Raw genomic sequence first — 19013 nt, 5'->3', positions numbered from 1 at the left:
CCGCGCTCACCGGACGATGCCTTCCTCCACCAGCAGCCGGGCCGCGGCCGCGATCGACCCGGCGTCGATGCCCGCGGCGCGCAGCTGCTCCTCGGGCGAGGCGGAGCCCGGCATCGTCCGCACGGCGAGCCGCACCAGCCGCGGGACGGGCCGGCCGTCGGTGAAGGCGTCGAGGACGGCGTCGCCGAGGCCGCCCTGTTCCCGGTGGTCCTCGACGGTCAGCAGGCAGCCGGTGGCCTCGGCCGCCTCGCGCAGGGTGTCGCGGTCGACGGGTTTGACGGAGTACAGGTCGACGACGCGCACCGGGATGCCCTCCTGGCCGAGCGCGTCCGCGGCGGCCAGCGCCTCGTGGACGGTGACGCCCGCGGCCACGACGGTCAGCCGGTCCGCGTCGCTGGAGCGCAGCACCTTGGAGCCGCCGATCGGGAACTCCTCGTCCGGCCCGTAGATGACGGGCGCGTCCCCGCGCGACGTGCGCAGGTAGCGGATCCCGTCGAGCCCGGCCATCTGGGCGACGAGCCGCCCGGTCTGGTGGGCGTCGCACGGGTACAGGACCGTGGAGCCGTGCACGGCGCGGAAGAGCGCCAGGTCCTCCAGGCCCATCTGGGAGGGGCCGTCCTGGCCGATCGCGACGCCCGCGTGCGAGCCGACGAGGTTGATGTCGGCGCCGCTCACCGCGGCCATCCGCACGAAGTCGTGGGCACGGGTGAGGAACGCCGCGAACGTCGACGCGTACGGCACCCAGCCGCGCGCCGCCAACCCCACGGCAGCCGCGACGAGTTGCTGCTCGGCGATGTAGCACTGGAAGTACCGGTCGGGGTGTTCCTTGGCGAAGTACTCCGCCCGCGTCGAGTCACCGACCTCGCCGTCCAGGGCCACCACGTCGCCGCGCGCGGTGCCCAGCGCGGCGAGCGCCTGCCCGAAGGCGGTACGGGTGGCGACGGCCTCCCCCAGCTCGTGGCGCGGCAGTTCGAGGTGGCCACCGCCCACCGCGTGCGGCGTCCGCGCGGCGGCGGGCCTGTTCACCTCCACGTGTACGTCGCGTACGCCGCCCAGCTCCGCGACGGCTTCCTCGGCGTCCGGCAGCGGCTTGCCGTGCAGGCCCTCGCGGTTCTCCGCGGCGGCGACACCCTTGCCCTTGACGGTCCTGGCGAGGATCACGGTGGGCTGCCCGGCCGTGGAACGTGCCTCCTGGCAGGCGCGGTCGACGGCGTCGACGTCGTGGCCGTCGGTCTCGACGACGTGCCAGCCGAAGGCCTTGAAGCGGTCGGCGTAGGCGCTCAGCTGCCACTCGTGGCGGGTCGGGCCGCGCTGCCCGAGGCGGTTGACGTCGACGATCGCGGTGAGGTTGTCCAGGTGTTCGTATCCGGCGTGCTCGGCGGCCTCCCAGACGGAGCCCTCCGCGAGCTCGCTGTCGCCGCACAGCACCCAGACGCGGAACGGGATCCGGTCGAGCCGCTTGCCGGACAGGGCCATGCCGACGCCGACGGGCAGCCCCTGGCCCAGCGAGCCGGTGGCGACCTCGACCCAGGGCAGCGTGCGCGGCGTGGGGTGCCCTTCGAGGCGGCTGCCCTCCTCGCGGAAGGTGAGCAGTTCCTCGTCGGTGAGGGCCCCGGCCGCCTTGTACGCGGCGTACAGCAGCGGCGATGCGTGGCCCTTGGAGAGGATGAAGCGGTCGTTGCCGGGGTGGTCGGGCCGCTCGAAGTCGTAGTGGAGGTGCCGGCCGACGAGTACCGCCATCAGGTCGGCGGCGGACATCGACGAGGTGGGGTGGCCGGAGCCCGCGGCGGCCGCGGCCCGGACGGAGTCGACCCGCAACTGCCGTGCGAGAGCGTTCAGTTCTTCGGTGCCGATGGTCATGGAGGGTCCTCCTTGGACTGCGGGTTCCGCGTCGGCTCCGGGGTCTTCGCCGGCCGCGGTCGTGCGGGGGCCCGGGGCGACCACGGGTGACGTGGCCGGTCCGGGGGCAGCGGGGCGCGACCCGTCCGGTGCCGGGTCGGCAGGGGCTGCTGCGGGCCGTCGGCGGATCCGGCTCCGCCGACGGCGGTGCGGGATCGGCTCATGGTGCGCCTCCGGCGGGTCGGTTCCGGCGGGTCGGGACCCCCCGCGTGCCCCAGCGCGATGGCCGCCAAACTCCGCGTACGGGTGACCGGCCGTCCCGGCCGGAACGCTCGGGCAGGGCCGGTCCGGCGCCGTTTGCCGCGGCGCGGCGGGGTTACCCGCAGTCGTATCCGTTCCGTCCGGCTCCGCCCCTCGCTCCGGAGGCGCACCCCCACCGACGCCGCGCCACTCGGAGCGGCTGGGGCGCCCCCGCCCGGTGGCGGCGGCCTTCGACGATGACGTAAACGCTGACGTACGCGGCACGGCGGGACCGCGCGCACCTCCCCGCCCGCACGATCCAGGAGATCCGAGGACAGACCGATGAAGCATGAAGTCCCCATCGAACGGCCCGCCGTCTCCGCGTACACGGTGCCTGCCGACGCACCCGAGGCCGATGGCACTTTCGCCTGGGACACCACGACCATCGTCGTCGTCGAGATCGCGGCGGGCGACGCGACGGGGACCGGCTGGACCTACGGGCCGGCCGCCGTGGCCGCGCTCGTGGAGGAGCAACTCACCCCGGTGATCAGGGGACTCGATGCCCTGGACATCCCCGCGGCGCACGACGCGATGATGAAGACGGTGCGCAACACGGGCCGGCCAGGCGCCGCCGCGTGCGCGGTCTCCGCGGTCGACATCGCCCTGTGGGACCTCAAGGCCCGGCTTCTGGAGCTTCCTCTCGTACGTCTGCTCGGCGCGGCCCGCGACGAGGTCCCCGTCTACGGCAGCGGCGGCTTCACCACGTACCACGACACGCATCTGGCGGCGCAGCTGAACGGGTGGGTGCACGGCCAGCACATCCCGCGCGTCAAGATCAAGGTCGGTGAGGCGTGGGGCAGGGCGGCCGCCCGCGACGTGTCCCGGGTGCGCACCGCGCGCGACGTGATCGGCCCGCAGGCCGAGCTGTATGTGGACGCGAACGGCGGCTACACGCGCAAGCAGGCGGTGCGGGTGGGCCGGGTGCTCACCGAGTACGGCGTGGGCTGGTTCGAGGAGCCGGTCTCCTCCGACGACCTGCGGGGGCTCGCGCTGGTCAGGGACGCGCTGGTGTGCGACGTGACGGCGGGCGAGTACGGCTACGACCTGCCGTACTTCGCCCGCATGATCCCCTCCGTGGACTGCCTGCAGGTGGACGCGACGCGCTGCGGCGGCCTGACGGAGTGGCTGCGCGCGGCGGCGCTCGCGCAGGCGCACGGCCTGGAGGTCTCGGCGCACTGCGCGCCGCACGCGCATGCCGCGGTCGCCGCGTGCGTGCCGAATCTGCGGCACATCGAGTGGTTCCACGACCATGTGCGGATCGAGTCGATGTTCTTCGACGGCGCGCTCGACCCGACGGGGGGCGTGGTCCGCCCGGACGGCGGCGTCGGGCACGGGCTGCAGCTGCGGACGGACGAGGTGGAGGAGTTCCGGGTGGTGTGATCCGCGGCCGTCACCGCGTGAATTGTGGTCGCGCCGGGGCGCGGCCCGCTGCCAGGCTCGTCGCATGGAGAGACGGGTCGTGGAGAGACGGGTTCAGGGCGGTGCGGGCGTGGGCGGGCGTACGGAGGTGCTGCTGATCGGGGGCCGTTCCGGCGTCGGCAAGTCGTCGGTGGGCCTGGAGGTCGCGGCGCTGCTGCGGGTGGCCGACGTCGGGCACGCCCTGATCGAGGGCGACGCCCTCGACGCGGTCCATCCGGCGCCGCCGGGCGATCCGCACCGCTCCCGGATCACGGAGCGCAACCTCGCGGCGATCTGGGCCAACTACCGTGCGCTCGGCTGCCGTCGGCTCATCTATACGAACACGGCGAGCGTCCTGGCCGACGAGGAGGGGCTGTTCACCAGGGCGCTGGAGGGCCCGCGCGTCATCCGCGTACTGCTGACGGCGACGGACGCCACGGCCAAGGAGCGCCTCGGCTCCCGCGAGCTTGGCTCGGAGCTGGCCCGTCAGCTGCACCGCAGCGAGATGATGGCCCGCCGCCTGGACAAGCACGCCGCCCCCGACACCCACCGCATCGCCACGGACGGCCGGGCCGTGGGGGACATCGCGGCGGAGGTGGTGGGGGTGACGGGGTGGCGGTGAGCCGCCCCCGGTGGGCGACGGGCGCCGCCACGGTCCGGGCCGGGTAGGCCGGGGCGTGCGCCTGGGACCGGGGCGGGGTGGCGTGGTGGCCGGCGCGTCACTCCGCCGGGCGCCGTGGGCGGTCGACGGGGGCGCGGGCACGCCGGACACGGGTGCCCGGGACCGGGGCGAGTGCCGTCGTGGCCGGCGCGTCACTCCGCCCGGCGCGACGGCGCCTCGAAGTCGGTGCGGTCGCGGGCGCCGGGTCGGGTGCCGTGGGCGGCATCGGCGGGGGCGCGGGCACCCCGGACCCGCCGGGAGCCGTCAGCCCGCCGGACGTGGCCGGCGCGTCACTCCGCCCGGCGCGACGGCGTCCCGGGGTCCGGTGCGGTCGCGAGGGCCGGACCGGGCGCGGTGGGCGGGGGCGCGGGTACGCCGGGGCCGCCGGGTGCCGTCAGCCCGCCGGACGCGGCCGGTGCGTCACTCCGCCCGGCGCCGTGGACGGCATCGGCGGAGGCGCGGGCACGCCCGGCATGCGCCCGGAACCGGGGCGGAGTGCCGTCGTGGTCGGCGCGTCACTCCGCCCGGCGCGACGGCGCCTCGGGGTCCGGTGCGGTCGCGGGGGCCGGGACCGGTGCCGTGGGTGGCATCGGTGGGGGTGCGGGCACGCCGGGGGCCGTCAGTCCGCCGGGGGCCGTGCCGCCGTCCGGGGCGGTGACCCCGCCAGGGGCCTGCAGCGCCTCGGCGGCGGGGACCCCGGCCCCCGTCCCCCGGCCGTCGCCGCCCCGTGCCGCGTTGCGCAGCAGGAACGCCGCCACGCCCAGCGCGGCGGCCACGATGAGAGCCGCCGCCCAGTCGGGCAGGCCGAGGTCGATGACGAGGCCGATGGCGAGCGCGAACGCGGCGCCCGCGTAGAGGGCCGCGGCGCCGGACGCGGCGTACAGCGTGGCCTTGCGCCGCTGCTTCTTCGTCTGTTCCCGCAGCTCTTCGCGCAGCTCGGCGCGGATCGTCCGGACCAGTTCGTCGGTCAGGCCTTTGTCGAGGCCGGTCAGTGGGTTCTCGGGACCAGTCATGGCGCCCGGGTACCCGGACCCGCGGCCGGGTAACGGCAGGGCCCGGACGCCCCGGCCCGCCGTCCACCCGATCCGGTGGTCGGGGGTGACGCAGGCCACACCATGGCCCGTCGCCCGCTAGGGTAGGCGGCGCATGATCGCCCGGCTTCGCAACCGGGAAGCACCACTGGAAACACGGAGGTACCCATGTCCTCGAAGCGACGCCGCAAGAAGAAGGCCCGCCGCAAGAACGGCGCGAACCACGGCAGCCGTCCCCAGTCCTGAGGGCGGGCAAGCACATCGGAGGGCGGCACCATAGGGTGCCGCCCTCCGATGTGCTTGCGGCCCAGGGGAGTTGGCGGCCGGCGAGCGGTGGAGGATCTTCTCGCCGGAGGCGGTGGCGGGCGGGCCGCCCGCCGTGAAATCGTTGCGGGGCCGGTGGCAGGTCGAAGAGGTGAGGGCGTCCAATCATGGAGATCCTGGGAACCACGCTGCGGATCTGCGTCGAGGACCTGGAGTCCTCGGTCGCGTTCTACGAACGACTCGCGGGCGCCGAGGCCATGCGCTTCGAGCGCGGCGGTGTCTCCGTCGCGGCGATCGGCTGCTTCCTGCTGATGAGCGGCCCGGAGCAGGAGCTGGAGGTGCTCCGCAAGGTGACGGCGACCATCGCGGTCAAGGACGTCGACGAGGCGTACACCGTCCTGAACGCCTCGGGCGCGCGCATCATCGCGGGCCCGGTCCCGACCCCGGTCGGCCGCAACCTCATCGCGATGCACCCGGACGGCGCCGTCTTCGAGTACGTGGACCGCCGCGCCGTCGGGAGCTGACCCGTATCCCCCACCGCCGGACGGACACCCCGCCGGGCCCGCGCGGCCCGGACCGAGCGGAGGACGGTGTTCGCGGCGGGCGGTACGGCGCTGCTGGAGCCCCTGCCGCACAGCGGGGTGCGCGTGCGTCGGCCGGAACATGCCGACGTGCGGCACCTGTACGAGGTGTGAGCCCCTCGCCGTCCAGGCGGCCCGGCGCGCGGCGCGCCGGGGGCGTGCCACGCGCCGGAGGAACCGCCGGGACTCACCCCGCTCCGCGCCGCCCTGGGCCACGCCAAGCGGGGGCCTCTCCAGCTCCTGTTCGGGATGCGGCCGGAACCGCGCGCCGTCAGGCGGCGGTGGTGACCTTCCACAGGTGGCCGTCAGGGTCGCTGAAGTAGCCGTAGTAGCCGCCCCACTGGGTGGCGGCCGGCTCCTTGACCACGGCGCCCCCGGCGGCCTCCGCCGCCCGCACGGTCTCGTCCACCTCTTCGCGCGAACCGGTGATGAAGTGGAACGAGGCGCCACGGAATCCGGACCCCTCCGGGGAGACCCCGGCGTCCTTCGCGGCGGCCTCCCATTCGTACAGCGCCAGCATCGACGACTCCGCCCCGAGGCGCAGTCTGACGAAACCGGGGTGGTCCTGGTCGATGGTGCAGCCCAGGCCCTCCACGTAGAACTTCTTGGCGCGGTTCATGTCCTCGACGCCGAGCATGACGGCGTTCATCTGCAGTGACATGTGTTTCTCCTCAAGGTCCGAAAGGTCCAAGCCCGATGCCGTCACGCTAATGGCGGCGGATACCGCCGGGCTTCTCCATTCCTGACCGGTTCGCCCCTCCGGCCTCGCATACCGAGGCGTGCGGTGTGCTCGCGCGGCCCGTTGCGCACCGCGCCCTTCGGAGACGGCGGCCGGCTCAGTCCTCCGCCGGCCGCATGCGGAAGTCGTAGCGCGCCGGTACGTCCCGCTCCCCCGTCGCCGCCCGCCACAGCTCGCCCAGGGTCTCCGCGCCCTCCCGCAGGTCCGCCACCTCGAAGCCCGCCTCGAAGACGGCGCGGACCGCCGCCATGTCGCCCTCCGCGTAGAGGATCTGGGCCTCCAGGAGGCGGAAGCGGCCCTCGGCCCGGGTGGCCTCGCCGAGGCGGGTCCAGACCGCGCGGGCCGCTCCGGGACGGCCGGCGGCGAGCAGCGCGGTGATCGCCTCGCGGCCGAGCGCCGCGGTGGCCGCCGTCCAGATCGGTCCGTCGTCGCGCCGCTCCTGGCACAGGTCGTCGAAGGCCTCGGCGTACCGGTCGGCGGCCCGCTCGGTGTTGCCCTCCGCGCGGTCGGATACGGCGAGGCAGCGCAGCAACGGCCAGCGGGAGGGCGCCAGTTCAAGGCCCCGCTCCCAGCTGCGGACGGCCTGTGCCCGGTCGCCCGCGTGCCACTGCGCGACGCCCAGGTGGTACTCGGTGAGCGGCCGCGCGGGCGCGGTCTCCAGCATGTCCCGCCAGTGCCGGGCGACCAGCGTCGGGCCGGGCGGTGCGACCTTGCGCGGTTCGGGAACGGCGCCGGTCTCCAGCAGCTCCCGCCACGGCACCTGCTCCGGCCCGAGCGTCGACTCGGCGAAGGGCGTGCCGGGCAACTTGTACTCAGCGCGCAGGACTTCGAGCGCGCCCCACCCGGAGCCGACGGCGAGCACCTCGCCGGGCTCGGTGTCGGCGCACCCCAACCACGCCTCGTACGCGGCGTCGACCGCCTCCCGGGGCAGCGCCTCGGCGAGCCGGGCCGCCACCTCCTCGCGCGCGCCCGCCCACGCGCCGTGCACGCGGTCCGCCGGCGCGGACAGCGGCCCGTACGACTCGAGCCAGCTGAACTCGGCCCCGGCGTCCAGGCGTACGTGCTCCAGTTGGGTGCGGGCGAGACCCGACTGGATCTCGGCGTAGCCGCCGGTGCCCGGTTCGGTGAGCCACTCCTGCCAGCGGCGGCCGCCGGTGCCGGTGCCCCAGAGGAAGAGCTTGCGGCCGCGCGGCAGGTCGGTGGAGGTCTGGACGAGGCCGTACCCGGCGCCGTCGAGCGCGGCGATCCAGCGGCGGGCGCCGTCCGGCACGTCGTAGAAGTAGTCGGCGGGGTGTTCGCTGCGCTCGGGGTACGTGCGGTCGACGCCGTCGGACTCCGGGACCGGAACCTTGTGCAGCCCGCCGGTGTACGCGAAGCGCCAGGCCTCGTCGGCGGGGGCGAGCACCCTGCACTCCTCGGGCACCGCGGTGTTCGACCACCAGTAGACGGGTGCGGGCTTCTCGTGCGGATTGCGGACGCGGACGCCGACGTGGAGGAAGTCGGAGTTCTCCGGCAGCCACAGGTCGACCTGGAAGGGCAGGTCGCGCAGCCGCTCCCACTCCCACAGGCGCAGCATCTCGCCGCCGTCGGGCGCGGGTACGCGGGCCGCGTGCACGGGAGCGCAGGACAGGGTGGTGTGGCCGGTGGCGCCGATGTTCCACTCGATGCCGCCGGAGATCCAGGCGCCGTTGAGCGCGAAGGCGGCGGGCTGCAACACGGGGTTGCGGTAAACGAGTTCACGTCCGGTCGGTTTGTGCAGGAGGGAGTGGACGCGGCCGCCGTAGCCGGGCAGGACGGTGGCGCGCAGCCGGTCGTTCTCAACGACGATCACGTCGAGTGTGGTCTCGGTGCGCTCGCGGCCGTACCCGTCGAGGATGCGGGTGGGCAGCGGTGAGCGCAGCGGCTCGTACCCGAGCTGCCGCGCCATGTCGCGCGGCAGCCCTTCCTTGGCGCGCTCGTCGAGGGTGTGCACCTCCCTCAGCGGCAGCAGCGGCGGCAGCGGGTTCTCGGGCCCCGGCTCCGCAGCGGGCAGGGTCAGTACGTCGCGTCGCACGGTGGTCTTCACGATCACCATGGAACACGGTCGGCGGGGCTCCGGCCAGGGCCCGCCCAGGTCAGGATTGCGCAAAGGCCGCCACGACCACGTCGGTGAGCATGTCGCCCGCCTTGCCGTCCGGGTCCAGGTCCGGGTCGTAGATGGTCACGTTCATCCCGACGCAGCGCGGCGAGGTCACGAACGGCCGCAGCAGTGCGACGAGTTCGTCGGGGAAGAGGCCGCCGGGGTCCGGGCTGTCGACTGCGGGCATCACCGACGGGTCGAGGACGTCCGCGTCCAGGTGGACCCAGAATCCGTCCAGTTCGGGGGCTTCCAGCGTCGGGGCGACGGCGCGGGCGACGTTCTCCGGACCCCACTTCCTGAGTTCGCCGACGGTGGCGTTGGCGATCTTCAGCTCGGTGAACTCGGCGCGGTCCTCGTCGCCGTCGCGCATCCCGAAGAGGCAGACGTCCTCGTCGCGCAGGTAGGGCCGCAACCCCTCGATGTCGGTGAGGTCCCGCTGGCCGCGGCCGGTGGCCAGGGCGAGCTCCTCGCCGCCCGCGGCGCCGATCCGGTCGGAGTTGCCGGGGTGGCGGAAGTCGGCGGAGCCGTCCACGGCGGCGATCCCGTACCGCCCGATGCGGCGCAGCGCGAGCGCGGCGCCCAGCTGGATCGAGCAGTCCCCGCCGAGCACGAGGACGAAGTCCTCGGCACGCACGTGGTGTTCGACGCGGTCGGCGAGCTGACGGGTGTACGAGGCGATGGCGGCGGCGTTGAAGACGCCGTCGCCCTCCTGCCAGTCGCCGCGGTCGTAGCGCGGGGGCACCACGACGCCCCCTTCGAGGGCGCCGAGCCGGCGCAGGATGCCGCGTTCCCGCAGGGCTCCGGCGAGTTTGTAGCAGCCGGGCACGGTGCCGGGGGCGGGCGGGCGCAGGCCCAGGTTGGAGGGGGCGTCGACGATGACGATATTCCGCATGGCGCCCATCCTCCGCGACGTACGCCGACGCTTTCAACACTGCCATCGGTGCGGGGCTCGGCGAGCGGGGCGCCAGGGCCGGGAAGATCAGCCGGACGTCCCGGCGCCGCCGTTCCGGGCGGCCGCCATCTCGGCGGTGAGCGCCCAGCGTTCGTGGTCGCGCCAGGCCCCGTCGATGAAGAGGAAGTCCGGCGAGAAGCCCTCGAGCCGGAAGCCGGCGCGCCGGACGAGCCCGATCGAAGGGGCGTTGCCCGGTTGGATGTTGGCTTCGAGGCGGTGCAGGTCGAGTACGCCGAAGGCCTGCTCGACGACGAGGGCGAGTCCTTCGCCCATCAGGCCCCGGCCGGCGGCGTGCGCGAAGGCGCCGTAGCCGAGGGCGCCGCTGCGAAAGGCGCCGCGCACGATGTTGTTGATGTTGATGAACCCGGCGATGGCTCCGCCGTCACGCTCGTAGACCAGGAATCCGGCCCTGTCCTGGGCCTCGATGAGCGGGGTGGCGTAGGCGTGGTAGGCGTCGTCCGTGGCGGGCGGGAAGAGCCAGGGGTGGTGCAGCTCCCGGCTCTCTCTGGCGCGTGCGGTGAACTCGGCGCAGTCGGCGAGGGAGAGGGGGCGTATGCCCGCGCGGGGGCCTTCGGCGAGCGGGACGGCATGATCGGACATCCGTCCACGCTATCTCCTGCCGCACCCCGCGCATCGGGGGTGTCGATGGCGGGCGGTTCCGGGGCGGTCGCCTCTCACCTGCGCCGTCTCATGAAGTAGGCGCCGCACAGCGCGCCGATCAGTCCGGTGCCGAGCAGCGCCATCCACAGGGGCACCGTCACCTCGGGGATGAGCAGCCGGATCTTGGTGCTGCGGGTGTTCTCGAAGATGAAGACGAGCGTCAGGACGACGATCGCGGCGACGGCCACCCTGCCGGGTGTCATCAGCCCGCCGCCCGGGCCGCCGCTCTGCGAGCCGCCCGTGGAGGTGTTGGGGCTCATGGTGTGGACCCTTCCGTCGGAGGTACGCCGGCCTCCCCCGCCCCCAGCATGGGCAGCAGGGGGGCTCGGCGCGCGGTGGGGGTGCCTCCGGGGTGGGTCGGTGGGCCGTACGGGTGACGTCAGTGGCCGACGACGGGCAGGTCGAGGACGCCGGTGTCGCCGGGGGCGCTGGTCACCGTGACGGGTTTGATACCGCGGTTGCCGCCGTACGCCCCGTCGCTCGCGGCCACCACGAACCGCAGCCGGTGGCCCTTCTCGTAGCGGTGCACGATGCCGGGCAGCGACACCGTGAACGGCTTCGTGACGTCCGGCACCCGCACGGGCGCGACGAGGCGGTGGATGAGGGTCTGTCCGCCGTCGGGCGCGACGTCGTACAGCTTGGCGAAGAGGACGAGCTTGTCGGCCGCGTCGCCGGAGTGCTGCACGCGCTCCGTCTTCGGCGAGCTCACCTTCAGGGTGGCCCGGGGCGCGCCGACCACGTCCACCAAGTCGCCGAGGGGCGGTGTCGTCCAGTCGAGGTAGGTGCCCCTGGCGTCGTGGGGCGCCGGGTCGGGCAGGCCCAGCATCCCGGCGAGGGAGGACTCCGAGTGGCTGGTGGGGATCAGCAGGTTGCGGTACTCGCGGCTGCCGCGCGCCACCTTCTCGCGGTCGTCGACGAGCTTTCCGTCGCCGGAGAGGTACAGCCTGCGGTTGAGCGGGGGGAGGCCGGGGGCACTCGCGTAGGCGGTGCCGGGGTCGCTGATCCAGTCGCGGTGGTAGGCGAGGGCGGGGCCCGTGTCGACGTCCTTCTTCCGCTGGAGGTAGCGGTCGAACCAGGCGAGGATCCTCTTGCCGACGTAGGAGGAGTCCAGGTTGCCCCGGCTCAGGTCGAGTTCGCCGGAGGCCGGGTCGGTCATGCCGCCGCTGTGGCCCCAGGACTGCCAGATCATCTTGGCCGTGGTGCCCTGCTCGCGGAGCGTCTTGTACGTCGCCTCGGCCTCGTTGAGGTTGAAGAGCGTGTCGGCCTGCCCTTGGACGAGAAGGGTCGGTGCCTTCACCTTGCCCAGGTACGAGACGGGCGAGACGCCGCGCGCGTACTCCTGGAGCGCCTTGGTCCTGTCGGCCGGGTACCGGCCGGAGTTGAGGGTGCGGATCGTCTCGCAGGCGTCGGTGACGAAGTGCAGGCAGCCGAGCCGGTTGACGCGGGAGGGGTCGAGGTTCGGGACGAGCAGCGGCTGGCCCTCGCCGATGAGGTAGAAGCCGTTCATCCACTGCCATTTGGCGGCGCCCGGGACGGTGCGGTCGGTGGCGTTGTTCGGGTCGAGGGAGTAGGCGAGGTCGTTCCAGGTGATCATCGGGACGAGGGCGTCGACGCGGTGGTCCGTGGCGGCCGTCGCCAGCTGGACCGCCCCGCCGTAGGAGCCGCCGATCATGCCGACGCGCGGGTCGCCGTCGCCGTCGGAGGTGACGTAATCCGCCGTGGTGCCGTCGTCGGCGGCCCGCTCGCCGCCGAGGAAGTCGACGAGTCCGGCGGCCGCCCTGCCGTCGATGCCGGGGTCGTCGAGGGAGATCAGACAGCCCGACCTGCCGAAGCCGAGGCCGGAATAGACGAGGGAGACGTAGCCGCGTTCGGCGAAGGCCTTGCCGACGGCGGCGGTCGACCCGTCGGACTTGCTGCCGCCGAAGCCGTTGGTCGAGAGGACCGCGGGCGCCGGGTGGGCGGCGTCCACGCCGGCGGGCCGGTACAGATCGGCGTCGACCGTGCAGTTCCTGCCGCCCGCCGGGACGGTGAACTTCAGCGCGGTGACGGTGTACTGGCCCGTCGCGTGGGCCGGAGTGGGGCCGGTGAGCGCGAGCGGGGCGGCGAGCGCCGCCGCGGTGGCGAGGGACAGGGCACGGCGACGGGACAAGGGGACCTCCACGCTGAGGGCGGCCGGCGACTACCGACCGGTAAGTACCGGCCGGAGCCATCGTGTGACACGTGTCATGTCGGGGTCAACGCCCGTGACGGCGGTTTCTGCCGGGAGACCCAGGGGCGCGGACGTCAGACGAGCGCGGGCTCCGCCAGGGTCAACGTCCCCGCGTCCGCGTCCAGTTCGCCCGCCACACCGAACGGCACCGTCAGCGCCCCTTCGCAGTGCCCGAACCCGAAGTCGTCGACGACCGGCACACCGAGCCCGCCGAGCCGGTCCGCGAAGAGCGCCCGCAGTTCGTCGCGGTCCCCGCACTCCTCCCAGGAGCCGAGCGCGATCCCGGCCACGCCGTCCAGCCAGCGGGCGCGCAGGAGTTGGGTGAGAATGCGGTCCAGGCGGTACGCCTCCTCGCCGGTGTCCTCCAGGAAGAGCAGGCCACCGCGGGCGGATCCACGCGCCGCGGGCGTGCCGAGGTCGGCGGCGAGCAGCGACACGCAGCCGCCGAGCGTGACGCCCCGCGCCCGGCCGCCGGCCAGCACCGCCGTGTGCGGGGAGACGGCCTCGATGACCTGGGCGTCCTCGGGTGTGAAGAGGGTCGTGCGCAGATGCTCCTGCGCCCGCGCGTTCTTCAGGAAGTCCGCCGCCGCGGTCATCGGGCCGTGCAGCGTGGCGACGCCCAGGCGCACGGCGAAGGCCTCGTGCAGCGCGGTCACGTCGCTGTAGCCGACGAACACCTTGGGGCCGCGGGCCGCGGTCGCAGCCCGCAGCGCCGCCCAGTCGACGAGGTCCACCATTCGCTGGGCGCCGTACCCGCCCCGGGCGCAGAGCACGGCGGACACGGACGGGTCGCACCACGCCCGCGCCAGGTCCCGGGCCCGGTCGGCGTCGGCTCCCGCGAGGTAGCCGAACTCCCGGTGCCGGTCGCGCACATGGGGCATGACGACGGGATCCAGGTCCCAGCCGCGCAGGATGTCCAGGCCCGCGTCGAGACGCTCGGCGGGTATGGGGCCGCTCGGCGCGACGACGGCGACCCGCGCGCCGGGGCGAAGGCGCGCGGGCCGTATGAGAGGTGTCACTTGGCGAGCTCCAGGGTGGGGACGCGTCCCGCGAGGTCGATCCTGAACACCTGCGCGTACAGGGAGAGTTCGGCCTCCAGGGCGCGGGCCATGGTGTCGGCTCGGCGGAATCCGTGCCCCTCGCCCTCGAAGGCGATGTAGGCGTGCGGGATGCCGCGCCCCTCCATCCTGGCGAGGAATCGTTCCGACTGGGCGGGCGGGCAGACCACGTCGTCCAGCCCCTGGAGCAGCAGGAACGGCGCCGTGATCAGCTCGGCGTGCCGGACCGGCGAACGCTCGGCGTACCGTCCGGGGACGTCGTCGAGCCGTCCGACGAGCGACTCCAGGTACCGCGATTCGAGGTCGTGGGTCTCCCCCGAGGCGAACGCCGCGAGGTCGAGCACGGGATAGATGATCGTCCCGCAGGCGTAGACGTCCGTGCTGGTCAGCGAGACCGCCGTGGTCCAGCCGCCCGCGCTGCCGCCGCGGATGGCGAGCCGGGAGCGGTCGGCGGTGCCCTCGTCGGCGAGGGCGAGGGCGACGGCCGCGCAGTCCTCGACGTCCGCGATCCCCCACTGCTCACGCAGCCGGTTGCGGTACTCGCGCCCGTACCCCGTGGAGCCGCCGTAGTTGACCTCGGCGACGCCGATGCCGCGCGAGGTGAAGTAGGCGATGCCCAGGTCGAGGACGAGGGGGGAGCGGCCGGTGGGGCCGCCGTGGGCCCACACCACGTAGGGCGGCAGTTCGTCGTCTGGCGCGATGTGCCCCGGGTGGTGCGGCGGGTAGATGTGGGCGTGGATCTCGCGTCCCGCCGGGCCGAAGAAGGTGCGGATCTGCGGTTCCGGGTAGTAGGCGGGATCCACCGGGTCGTCGTGGGCGGCGCCGATGACGCGGGCGTGGCCGGTGCAGGTGTCCAGCTCCACCACTTCGTACGCGCTGCGCGGGCTCGCCGCGACGCCGGCCACCCGGGAGCCGTGCGCGGCGACGGTCGCGGACCACTCCGTCCAGGGGCCCGCCGAGTCGACGACCTCACCGGTCTCGGGGTCGAGTATGCCGAGGGAGGTGGCGCCCTTGCCGTGCACGACGGCGACCAGTCCGCTCTCCAGCGGCGCGAACCAGTTCAGGCCGGTCTGCCAGAGGGGCCCGGCGAACTCCTCCTCGCGCGGACAGAGCGGGTGGACGGTGGCGGCGTCGTCCGGGTCCGCCCGGTACAGGTTCCACCAGCCGGTGCGGTCGCTGGAGAACAACAGCCGCCCGTCATGGGCCCATTCGACCTGTACGACCGACTCCTCGGGGCCGCCCGCGACGGGGCGGGCCGCGCCGAAGGTGCCGTCCCCGCGCACCTCGGCGAGGACCAGCTCGGTGCCGTCCCACGGCATGCGGGGGTGGTCCCAGGCGATCCAGGCGGCCCGGGTGCCGTCGGGCGAGAGGCGCGGTCCGGTCAGGAACCGGTGTCTGCCGTCGGAGAGTTCGCGGACGGCCGTGCGGTCCCCGGCCGCCGAGCCGTCGAGCGGTACCGCGGCGATGACGCGCCGCACGTCGGTCGGCGCCTCCCCCGTGAACTCCTCCAGGACGCACCAGACCTCGCCCTGGTCGGGGCGCAGCAGCGGCTCCGCCCAGCGCAGGCCGCCGCCCACGTCCGAGAGCGGGGTCAGCGGCCGGGGCTCGGCGCCGGGGGTGTCGGGCTCGTACGCGTACAGGCGCTGGTCGGCGAAGTCGACGAAGACCACGAGCGGCCCGCCGGGGCGCTCGGTCCCGGCCCACGGCCGGCCGCCGTACTCGACGACGCGGCTGCGCACGTTCCACGGCGCGGGCAGCACCGTGCGCTCCTCGCCGTCGGGCAGCCTGCGCACCAGCGCGCGCCGGCCGGACTCGGTGGGCCGCGGCTCGGTCCACCAGGTCTCGGCGCCGACGAAGCCCACGTACCCCGGAGCGCCGTCGTGGGTGGCGGCGAGCCCGGCGTCGATCGGCGACGGCCATGATCCGTACGCGCTGGTCTGCATCATGTCCTTCTCTTCCCCCATTTTTTCTAGGCCGTACGCAGAAAGCGGTCGAGGACGCGGACACCGAAGTGCAGCGCGTCGATGGGGACGCACTCGTCGACTCCGTGGAACAACGCCTGGTAGTCGAAGCCCTCCGGTGTCCTCAGCGGCGAGAAGCCGTAGCCGGTGATGCCGAGCCGCGAGAACTGCTTGGCGTCCGTACCGCCGGACATGCAGTACGGCACGACATGGCCCTCCGGCGCGAACTCCTCGACGGCCGCCCGCATGCGCGCGTACGTCGGCGAGTCGACCGGCGCCTGCAGCGCCACCTCGCGGTGGTGGAACTTCCAGTCGACGTCAGGGCCGGTGAGCCGGTCAAGCGTGCGGCAGAACTCTTCCTCTCCCCCGGGCAGAAAGCGTCCGTCGACGTACGCCACTGCCTCACCTGGAATCACATTCACCTTGTAACCCGACTGCAGCATCGTCGGGTTGGCGCTGTTGCGGACGGTCGGCGCGACCAGGTCGGCGGTCGGGCCGAGCTTCTCCAGCAGGGCGTCCACGTCGAAGCCGGGCGCCTGGGGGTCGGTCTCCAGGCCGTACAGCGTGGCGAGTTCGACGAGCGAGGCGCGCACGGTCGGGGTGAGCCGCACCGGCCACCGGTGCTCGCCGATGCGGGCGATGGCGCCGGCCAGCCGGCTGACCGCGTTGGCGTGGTTGACCTTGGAGCCGTGGCCCGCCTTGCCGCGCGCGGTGAGCTTGAGCCAGCCGGTGCCGCGCTCGCCCGCGGCGATGGGGTAGATCTGGTTACCGCGACCGTCGTGGAAGGTGAAGGCGCCCGACTCGCTGACGCCCTCGGTGCAGCCCTCGAAGAGCCCGGCGTGCCGGTCCGCGAGGAATCCGGAGCCGTCGGCGGCGCTGGCCTCCTCGTCGGCGGTGAAGGCGATCACGATGTCGCGCCGGGGCCGCACCCCGGCCCGCGCCCATCTGCGCACGACCGCCAGGATCATCGCGTCCATGTTCTTCATGTCGATCGCGCCGCGGCCCCACACGACGCCGTCGCGGATCTCCCCGGAGAAGGGGTCCACGCTCCAGTCGGCGGCCTCGGCGGGCACGACGTCCAGGTGGCCGTGGACGAGGAGCGCGTCGGCGCCCGGGTCGGTGCCCTCGATGCGGGCGACGACGTTCGTGCGGCCCGGGGTGCGCTCCAGGAGCGTCGGCTCCAGGCCGGCGTCGGCGAGGCGTTCGGCGGCGTACTCGGCGGCGGGCCGCTCGCGGCAGTCGCCGCCGCCGCGGTTGGTGGTGTCGATGCGGATGAGGTCGGAGGTGAACGTCACGACCTCGTCGAGCGCCCGCGCGTCGAAAGGTTCACCGCGCTCCCGGTCCTGGTCCTGGTCCGGGCCCTGCTCCTGGTCAGCCATACTGCTCCTCCACGGCGGCGGAGGCGATCGTCGTAACCGCCTTGAAGGTACGGATCCCCTCGTACATCGTCCCGCTGTCGTAGGCGACCTTGCGCTCCCCCGTACGGCGCACACCGGGGACGACGGTGGCCGCCATGGACAGGTGCTCGGCGTCGAACTCGACCTCGACGGTGAACGGCCCGCCGGCCACCGGTTCGTGGCGCACGGCGAGCGCGGCGGCGTCCTTCGCCGCGGCGCGGATGTCGGCGGCGGTACGGGCCGGGGTGCGGCAGACCGCCGCGTACCGCGAGACGTGGTCCTTGACGGCGACCTTCAGCGCGCCGGGCGCGTAGCCGAGGGCGTCCTCACAGGCGAGGTCGTCGCCGGTGACGAGGACGACGGGGACGCCGTACTCAGCGACGACGTGGGAGTTGAGCAGTCCCTCGCTGGCCCGTACGCCGTTGACCCAGACGCCGGTGATCTGGTTGGCGAGGTAGGTGTGCGCGAGGACGCCCTCCATGCCGGCGCCCGCGTGGTACCCGATGAAGGCGATGCCGTCGACGTCACCGTGCTGGACGCCCTCGACCATGGAGAGCGACTTGTGCCGCCCGGTGAGCATCTCGGCCCGCTCGTCCAGCTCCTCCAGGAGCAGATTGCGCATGGTCCAGTGCGCCTCGTTGATGAGCACCTCATCGGCGCCGCCGTCGAAGAAACCCAGCACGGCGGCGTTGACGTCCGACGTGAACATCGCCCGGCACCGCTCCCACTGCGCGGTCCCGGGCAGCACGTCGGCCGGCCAGGTCACTCCGGTGGCGCCCTCCATGTCGGCGCTGATGAGGATCTTCATGAATCACAGTCCCATCACAGGGGTCGGCGGCTCGTCGAGCGTCCCATGACAGCAGACGGACCCCGCCATCGCCCGGCGATGACGGAGTCGGCGCTGCCGCGGATCTTCACGCTACGCATCCCCGGAGCCCAGGCCAAGATCCCCTGGCACGCGGGGGCCGGCACCCACTGGCCAGATCCTTGCGCTCCATGACCATCTGGCCACTCGTGGGCCGCCGGGCCCCCGGCACACGATCGGGGCATGAAGATTCTCTGGGTATTCGCGCATCCGGAACGGCGCTCGCTCGCCGGCTCACTGCTGGACGAGGGGCTGGCCACGCTGGATCGGCTCGGCCACGAGCACCGCGTGTCGGATCTGTACGGCATGGGCTGGAAGGCCGTTGTGGACGCCGACGACTTCGAGGGCGCCTCCCCGGAGCGGCTGTTCGTCGGCCACGAGCAGGAACGCGCCCACCGGGAAGAGGCGTTGAGCAAGGACATCCGTCTGGAGCAGGAGAAGATCGACTGGGCGGACGCGCTCGTCTTCCACTTCCCGCTCTGGTGGTTCGGCCCGCCCGCGATCCTCAAGGGCTGGTTCGACCGCGTCCTCGTCCAGGGCTTCGCCTTCGGCCTGCGGGGTCCGGACGGCCGGACCCTGCGGTACGGGGAGGGCGGTCTGGCCGGGAAGCGCGCCCTGATCGTCACGTCGGTCGGCGCCAGGGAGTCCGGCTTCGGCCCGCGCGGGATCCACGGCCAGCTGGATGAGGTGCTGTTCCCGCTGCTGCACGGCACGTTCTGGTACACCGGCATGGCCGCGCTGCCGCCCTACGTGGTCTACGGCGCGGACCGGCTCACGGAGACGGGCCACGCACGCGCCACGGCCCGACTCCGCGACCGCCTCCGGACCTTGCCCACCACGGACCCCCTCCCCTACCACCACGAGAACGGCGGCGCCTACGACGAGGACCTGGTCCTTCGCCCGGAACTCGCGCCGGGGCGGACGGGGTTGGGCGTCCACGTGTAAGTCACCCGGCACGGGCACGAGGGGGGCGGCTTTC

17 protein-coding genes are annotated in these 19013 nt (G+C 73.7%); 5 read left to right on the top strand and 12 right to left on the bottom strand.

Features of this window, described 5'->3' with window-relative positions; translation table 11 throughout:
• Window positions 1-6: 6 nt before the first annotated feature.
• Complete coding sequence (locus ACZ7DY_RS00595) at window positions 7-1854, bottom strand: transketolase (RefSeq protein ID WP_471130143.1); 1848 nt, start codon at window positions 1852-1854, stop codon at window positions 7-9.
• 567 nt (window positions 1855-2421) lie between these two features.
• Between ACZ7DY_RS00595 and ACZ7DY_RS00590 the strand changes: the two genes are divergently transcribed.
• Complete coding sequence (locus tag ACZ7DY_RS00590) at window positions 2422-3519, top strand: enolase C-terminal domain-like protein (protein ID WP_471128124.1); 1098 nt, start codon at window positions 2422-2424, stop codon at window positions 3517-3519.
• Between the two features lie 79 nt (window positions 3520-3598).
• A complete protein-coding gene (locus ACZ7DY_RS00585; RefSeq protein WP_471128121.1) occupies window positions 3599-4159 on the top strand; it encodes a nucleoside/nucleotide kinase family protein in 561 nt (186 codons plus the stop codon).
• 554 nt (window positions 4160-4713) lie between these two features.
• On the opposite strand, the gene ACZ7DY_RS00580 is transcribed toward ACZ7DY_RS00585, so the two are convergent.
• Window positions 4714-5211 (bottom strand): phage holin family protein, encoded by a 498-nt coding sequence (locus ACZ7DY_RS00580; protein WP_471128119.1) that lies wholly within the window; start codon window positions 5209-5211, stop codon window positions 4714-4716.
• 186 nt (window positions 5212-5397) lie between these two features.
• Between ACZ7DY_RS00580 and ACZ7DY_RS00575 the strand changes: the two genes are divergently transcribed.
• Together ACZ7DY_RS00575 and ACZ7DY_RS00570 are read left to right on the top strand one after the other, a co-directional pair.
• Window positions 5398-5475, top strand: coding sequence for a 50S ribosomal protein bL37 (locus ACZ7DY_RS00575; RefSeq protein ID WP_370443954.1), 78 nt, complete (start codon window positions 5398-5400; stop codon window positions 5473-5475).
• A 185-nt stretch (window positions 5476-5660) separates the two neighbouring features.
• Window positions 5661-6017, top strand: coding sequence for a VOC family protein (locus tag ACZ7DY_RS00570; RefSeq protein WP_471128117.1), 357 nt, complete (start codon window positions 5661-5663; stop codon window positions 6015-6017).
• A 328-nt stretch (window positions 6018-6345) separates the two neighbouring features.
• On the opposite strand, the gene ACZ7DY_RS00565 is transcribed toward ACZ7DY_RS00570, so the two are convergent.
• The 10 genes from ACZ7DY_RS00565 to ACZ7DY_RS00520 all read right to left on the bottom strand — a co-directional run bounded on the left by ACZ7DY_RS00565 (window position 6346) and on the right by ACZ7DY_RS00520 (window position 17977).
• Window positions 6346-6735: a VOC family protein gene (locus tag ACZ7DY_RS00565; protein ID WP_471128114.1), complete on the bottom strand. Its 390-nt coding sequence runs from the start codon at window positions 6733-6735 to the stop codon at window positions 6346-6348.
• A gap of 175 nt (window positions 6736-6910) precedes the next feature.
• Entirely contained in the window at window positions 6911-8887 is a 1977-nt protein-coding gene (locus tag ACZ7DY_RS00560) for a DUF5107 domain-containing protein (protein WP_471128112.1), read from the bottom strand.
• A gap of 40 nt (window positions 8888-8927) precedes the next feature.
• Entirely contained in the window at window positions 8928-9824 is an 897-nt protein-coding gene (locus ACZ7DY_RS00555; RefSeq protein ID WP_471128110.1) for an arginase family protein, read from the bottom strand.
• Window positions 9825-9911: 87 nt separating this feature from the next.
• Entirely contained in the window at window positions 9912-10484 is a 573-nt protein-coding gene (locus ACZ7DY_RS00550) for a GNAT family N-acetyltransferase (protein WP_471128107.1), read from the bottom strand.
• 74 nt (window positions 10485-10558) lie between these two features.
• Window positions 10559-10804 carry a LapA family protein gene (locus ACZ7DY_RS00545; protein WP_471128104.1) on the bottom strand — a complete coding sequence of 82 codons (246 nt, stop codon included), beginning with the start codon at window positions 10802-10804 and terminating at the stop codon, window positions 10559-10561.
• 119 nt (window positions 10805-10923) lie between these two features.
• A complete protein-coding gene (locus ACZ7DY_RS00540; protein ID WP_471128102.1) occupies window positions 10924-12693 on the bottom strand; it encodes a CocE/NonD family hydrolase in 1770 nt (589 codons plus the stop codon).
• Between the two features lie 134 nt (window positions 12694-12827).
• On the bottom strand, window positions 12828-13772 hold the full coding sequence (locus tag ACZ7DY_RS00535; protein ID WP_471128100.1) for a S66 peptidase family protein: 945 nt from the start codon (window positions 13770-13772) through the stop codon (window positions 12828-12830).
• Window positions 13769-15754, bottom strand: a complete 1986-nt coding sequence (locus ACZ7DY_RS00530; RefSeq protein WP_471130140.1) for a S9 family peptidase — start codon at window positions 15752-15754, stop codon at window positions 13769-13771. The genes ACZ7DY_RS00535 and ACZ7DY_RS00530 overlap by 4 nt, the downstream gene beginning before the upstream one ends.
• 26 nt (window positions 15755-15780) lie before the next feature.
• Complete coding sequence (locus ACZ7DY_RS00525) at window positions 15781-17151, bottom strand: M20/M25/M40 family metallo-hydrolase (protein WP_471128097.1); 1371 nt, start codon at window positions 17149-17151, stop codon at window positions 15781-15783.
• Window positions 17144-17977 (bottom strand): M55 family metallopeptidase, encoded by an 834-nt coding sequence (locus tag ACZ7DY_RS00520; RefSeq protein WP_471128094.1) that lies wholly within the window; start codon window positions 17975-17977, stop codon window positions 17144-17146. The genes ACZ7DY_RS00525 and ACZ7DY_RS00520 overlap by 8 nt, the downstream gene beginning before the upstream one ends.
• 240 nt (window positions 17978-18217) lie before the next feature.
• Here ACZ7DY_RS00520 and ACZ7DY_RS00515 point away from each other — a divergent pair, with 240 nt between their 5' ends.
• Window positions 18218-18979 carry an NAD(P)H-dependent oxidoreductase gene (locus ACZ7DY_RS00515; protein WP_471128091.1) on the top strand — a complete coding sequence of 254 codons (762 nt, stop codon included), beginning with the start codon at window positions 18218-18220 and terminating at the stop codon, window positions 18977-18979.
• The last annotated feature ends 34 nt before the right edge of the window (window positions 18980-19013 follow it).

It is taken from the genome of Streptomyces sp. NPDC037013 (assembly GCF_055607265.1).
The sequence above is the reverse complement of the archived record's forward strand: the minus strand, read 5'-3'. Positions and strand labels throughout refer to the sequence as shown.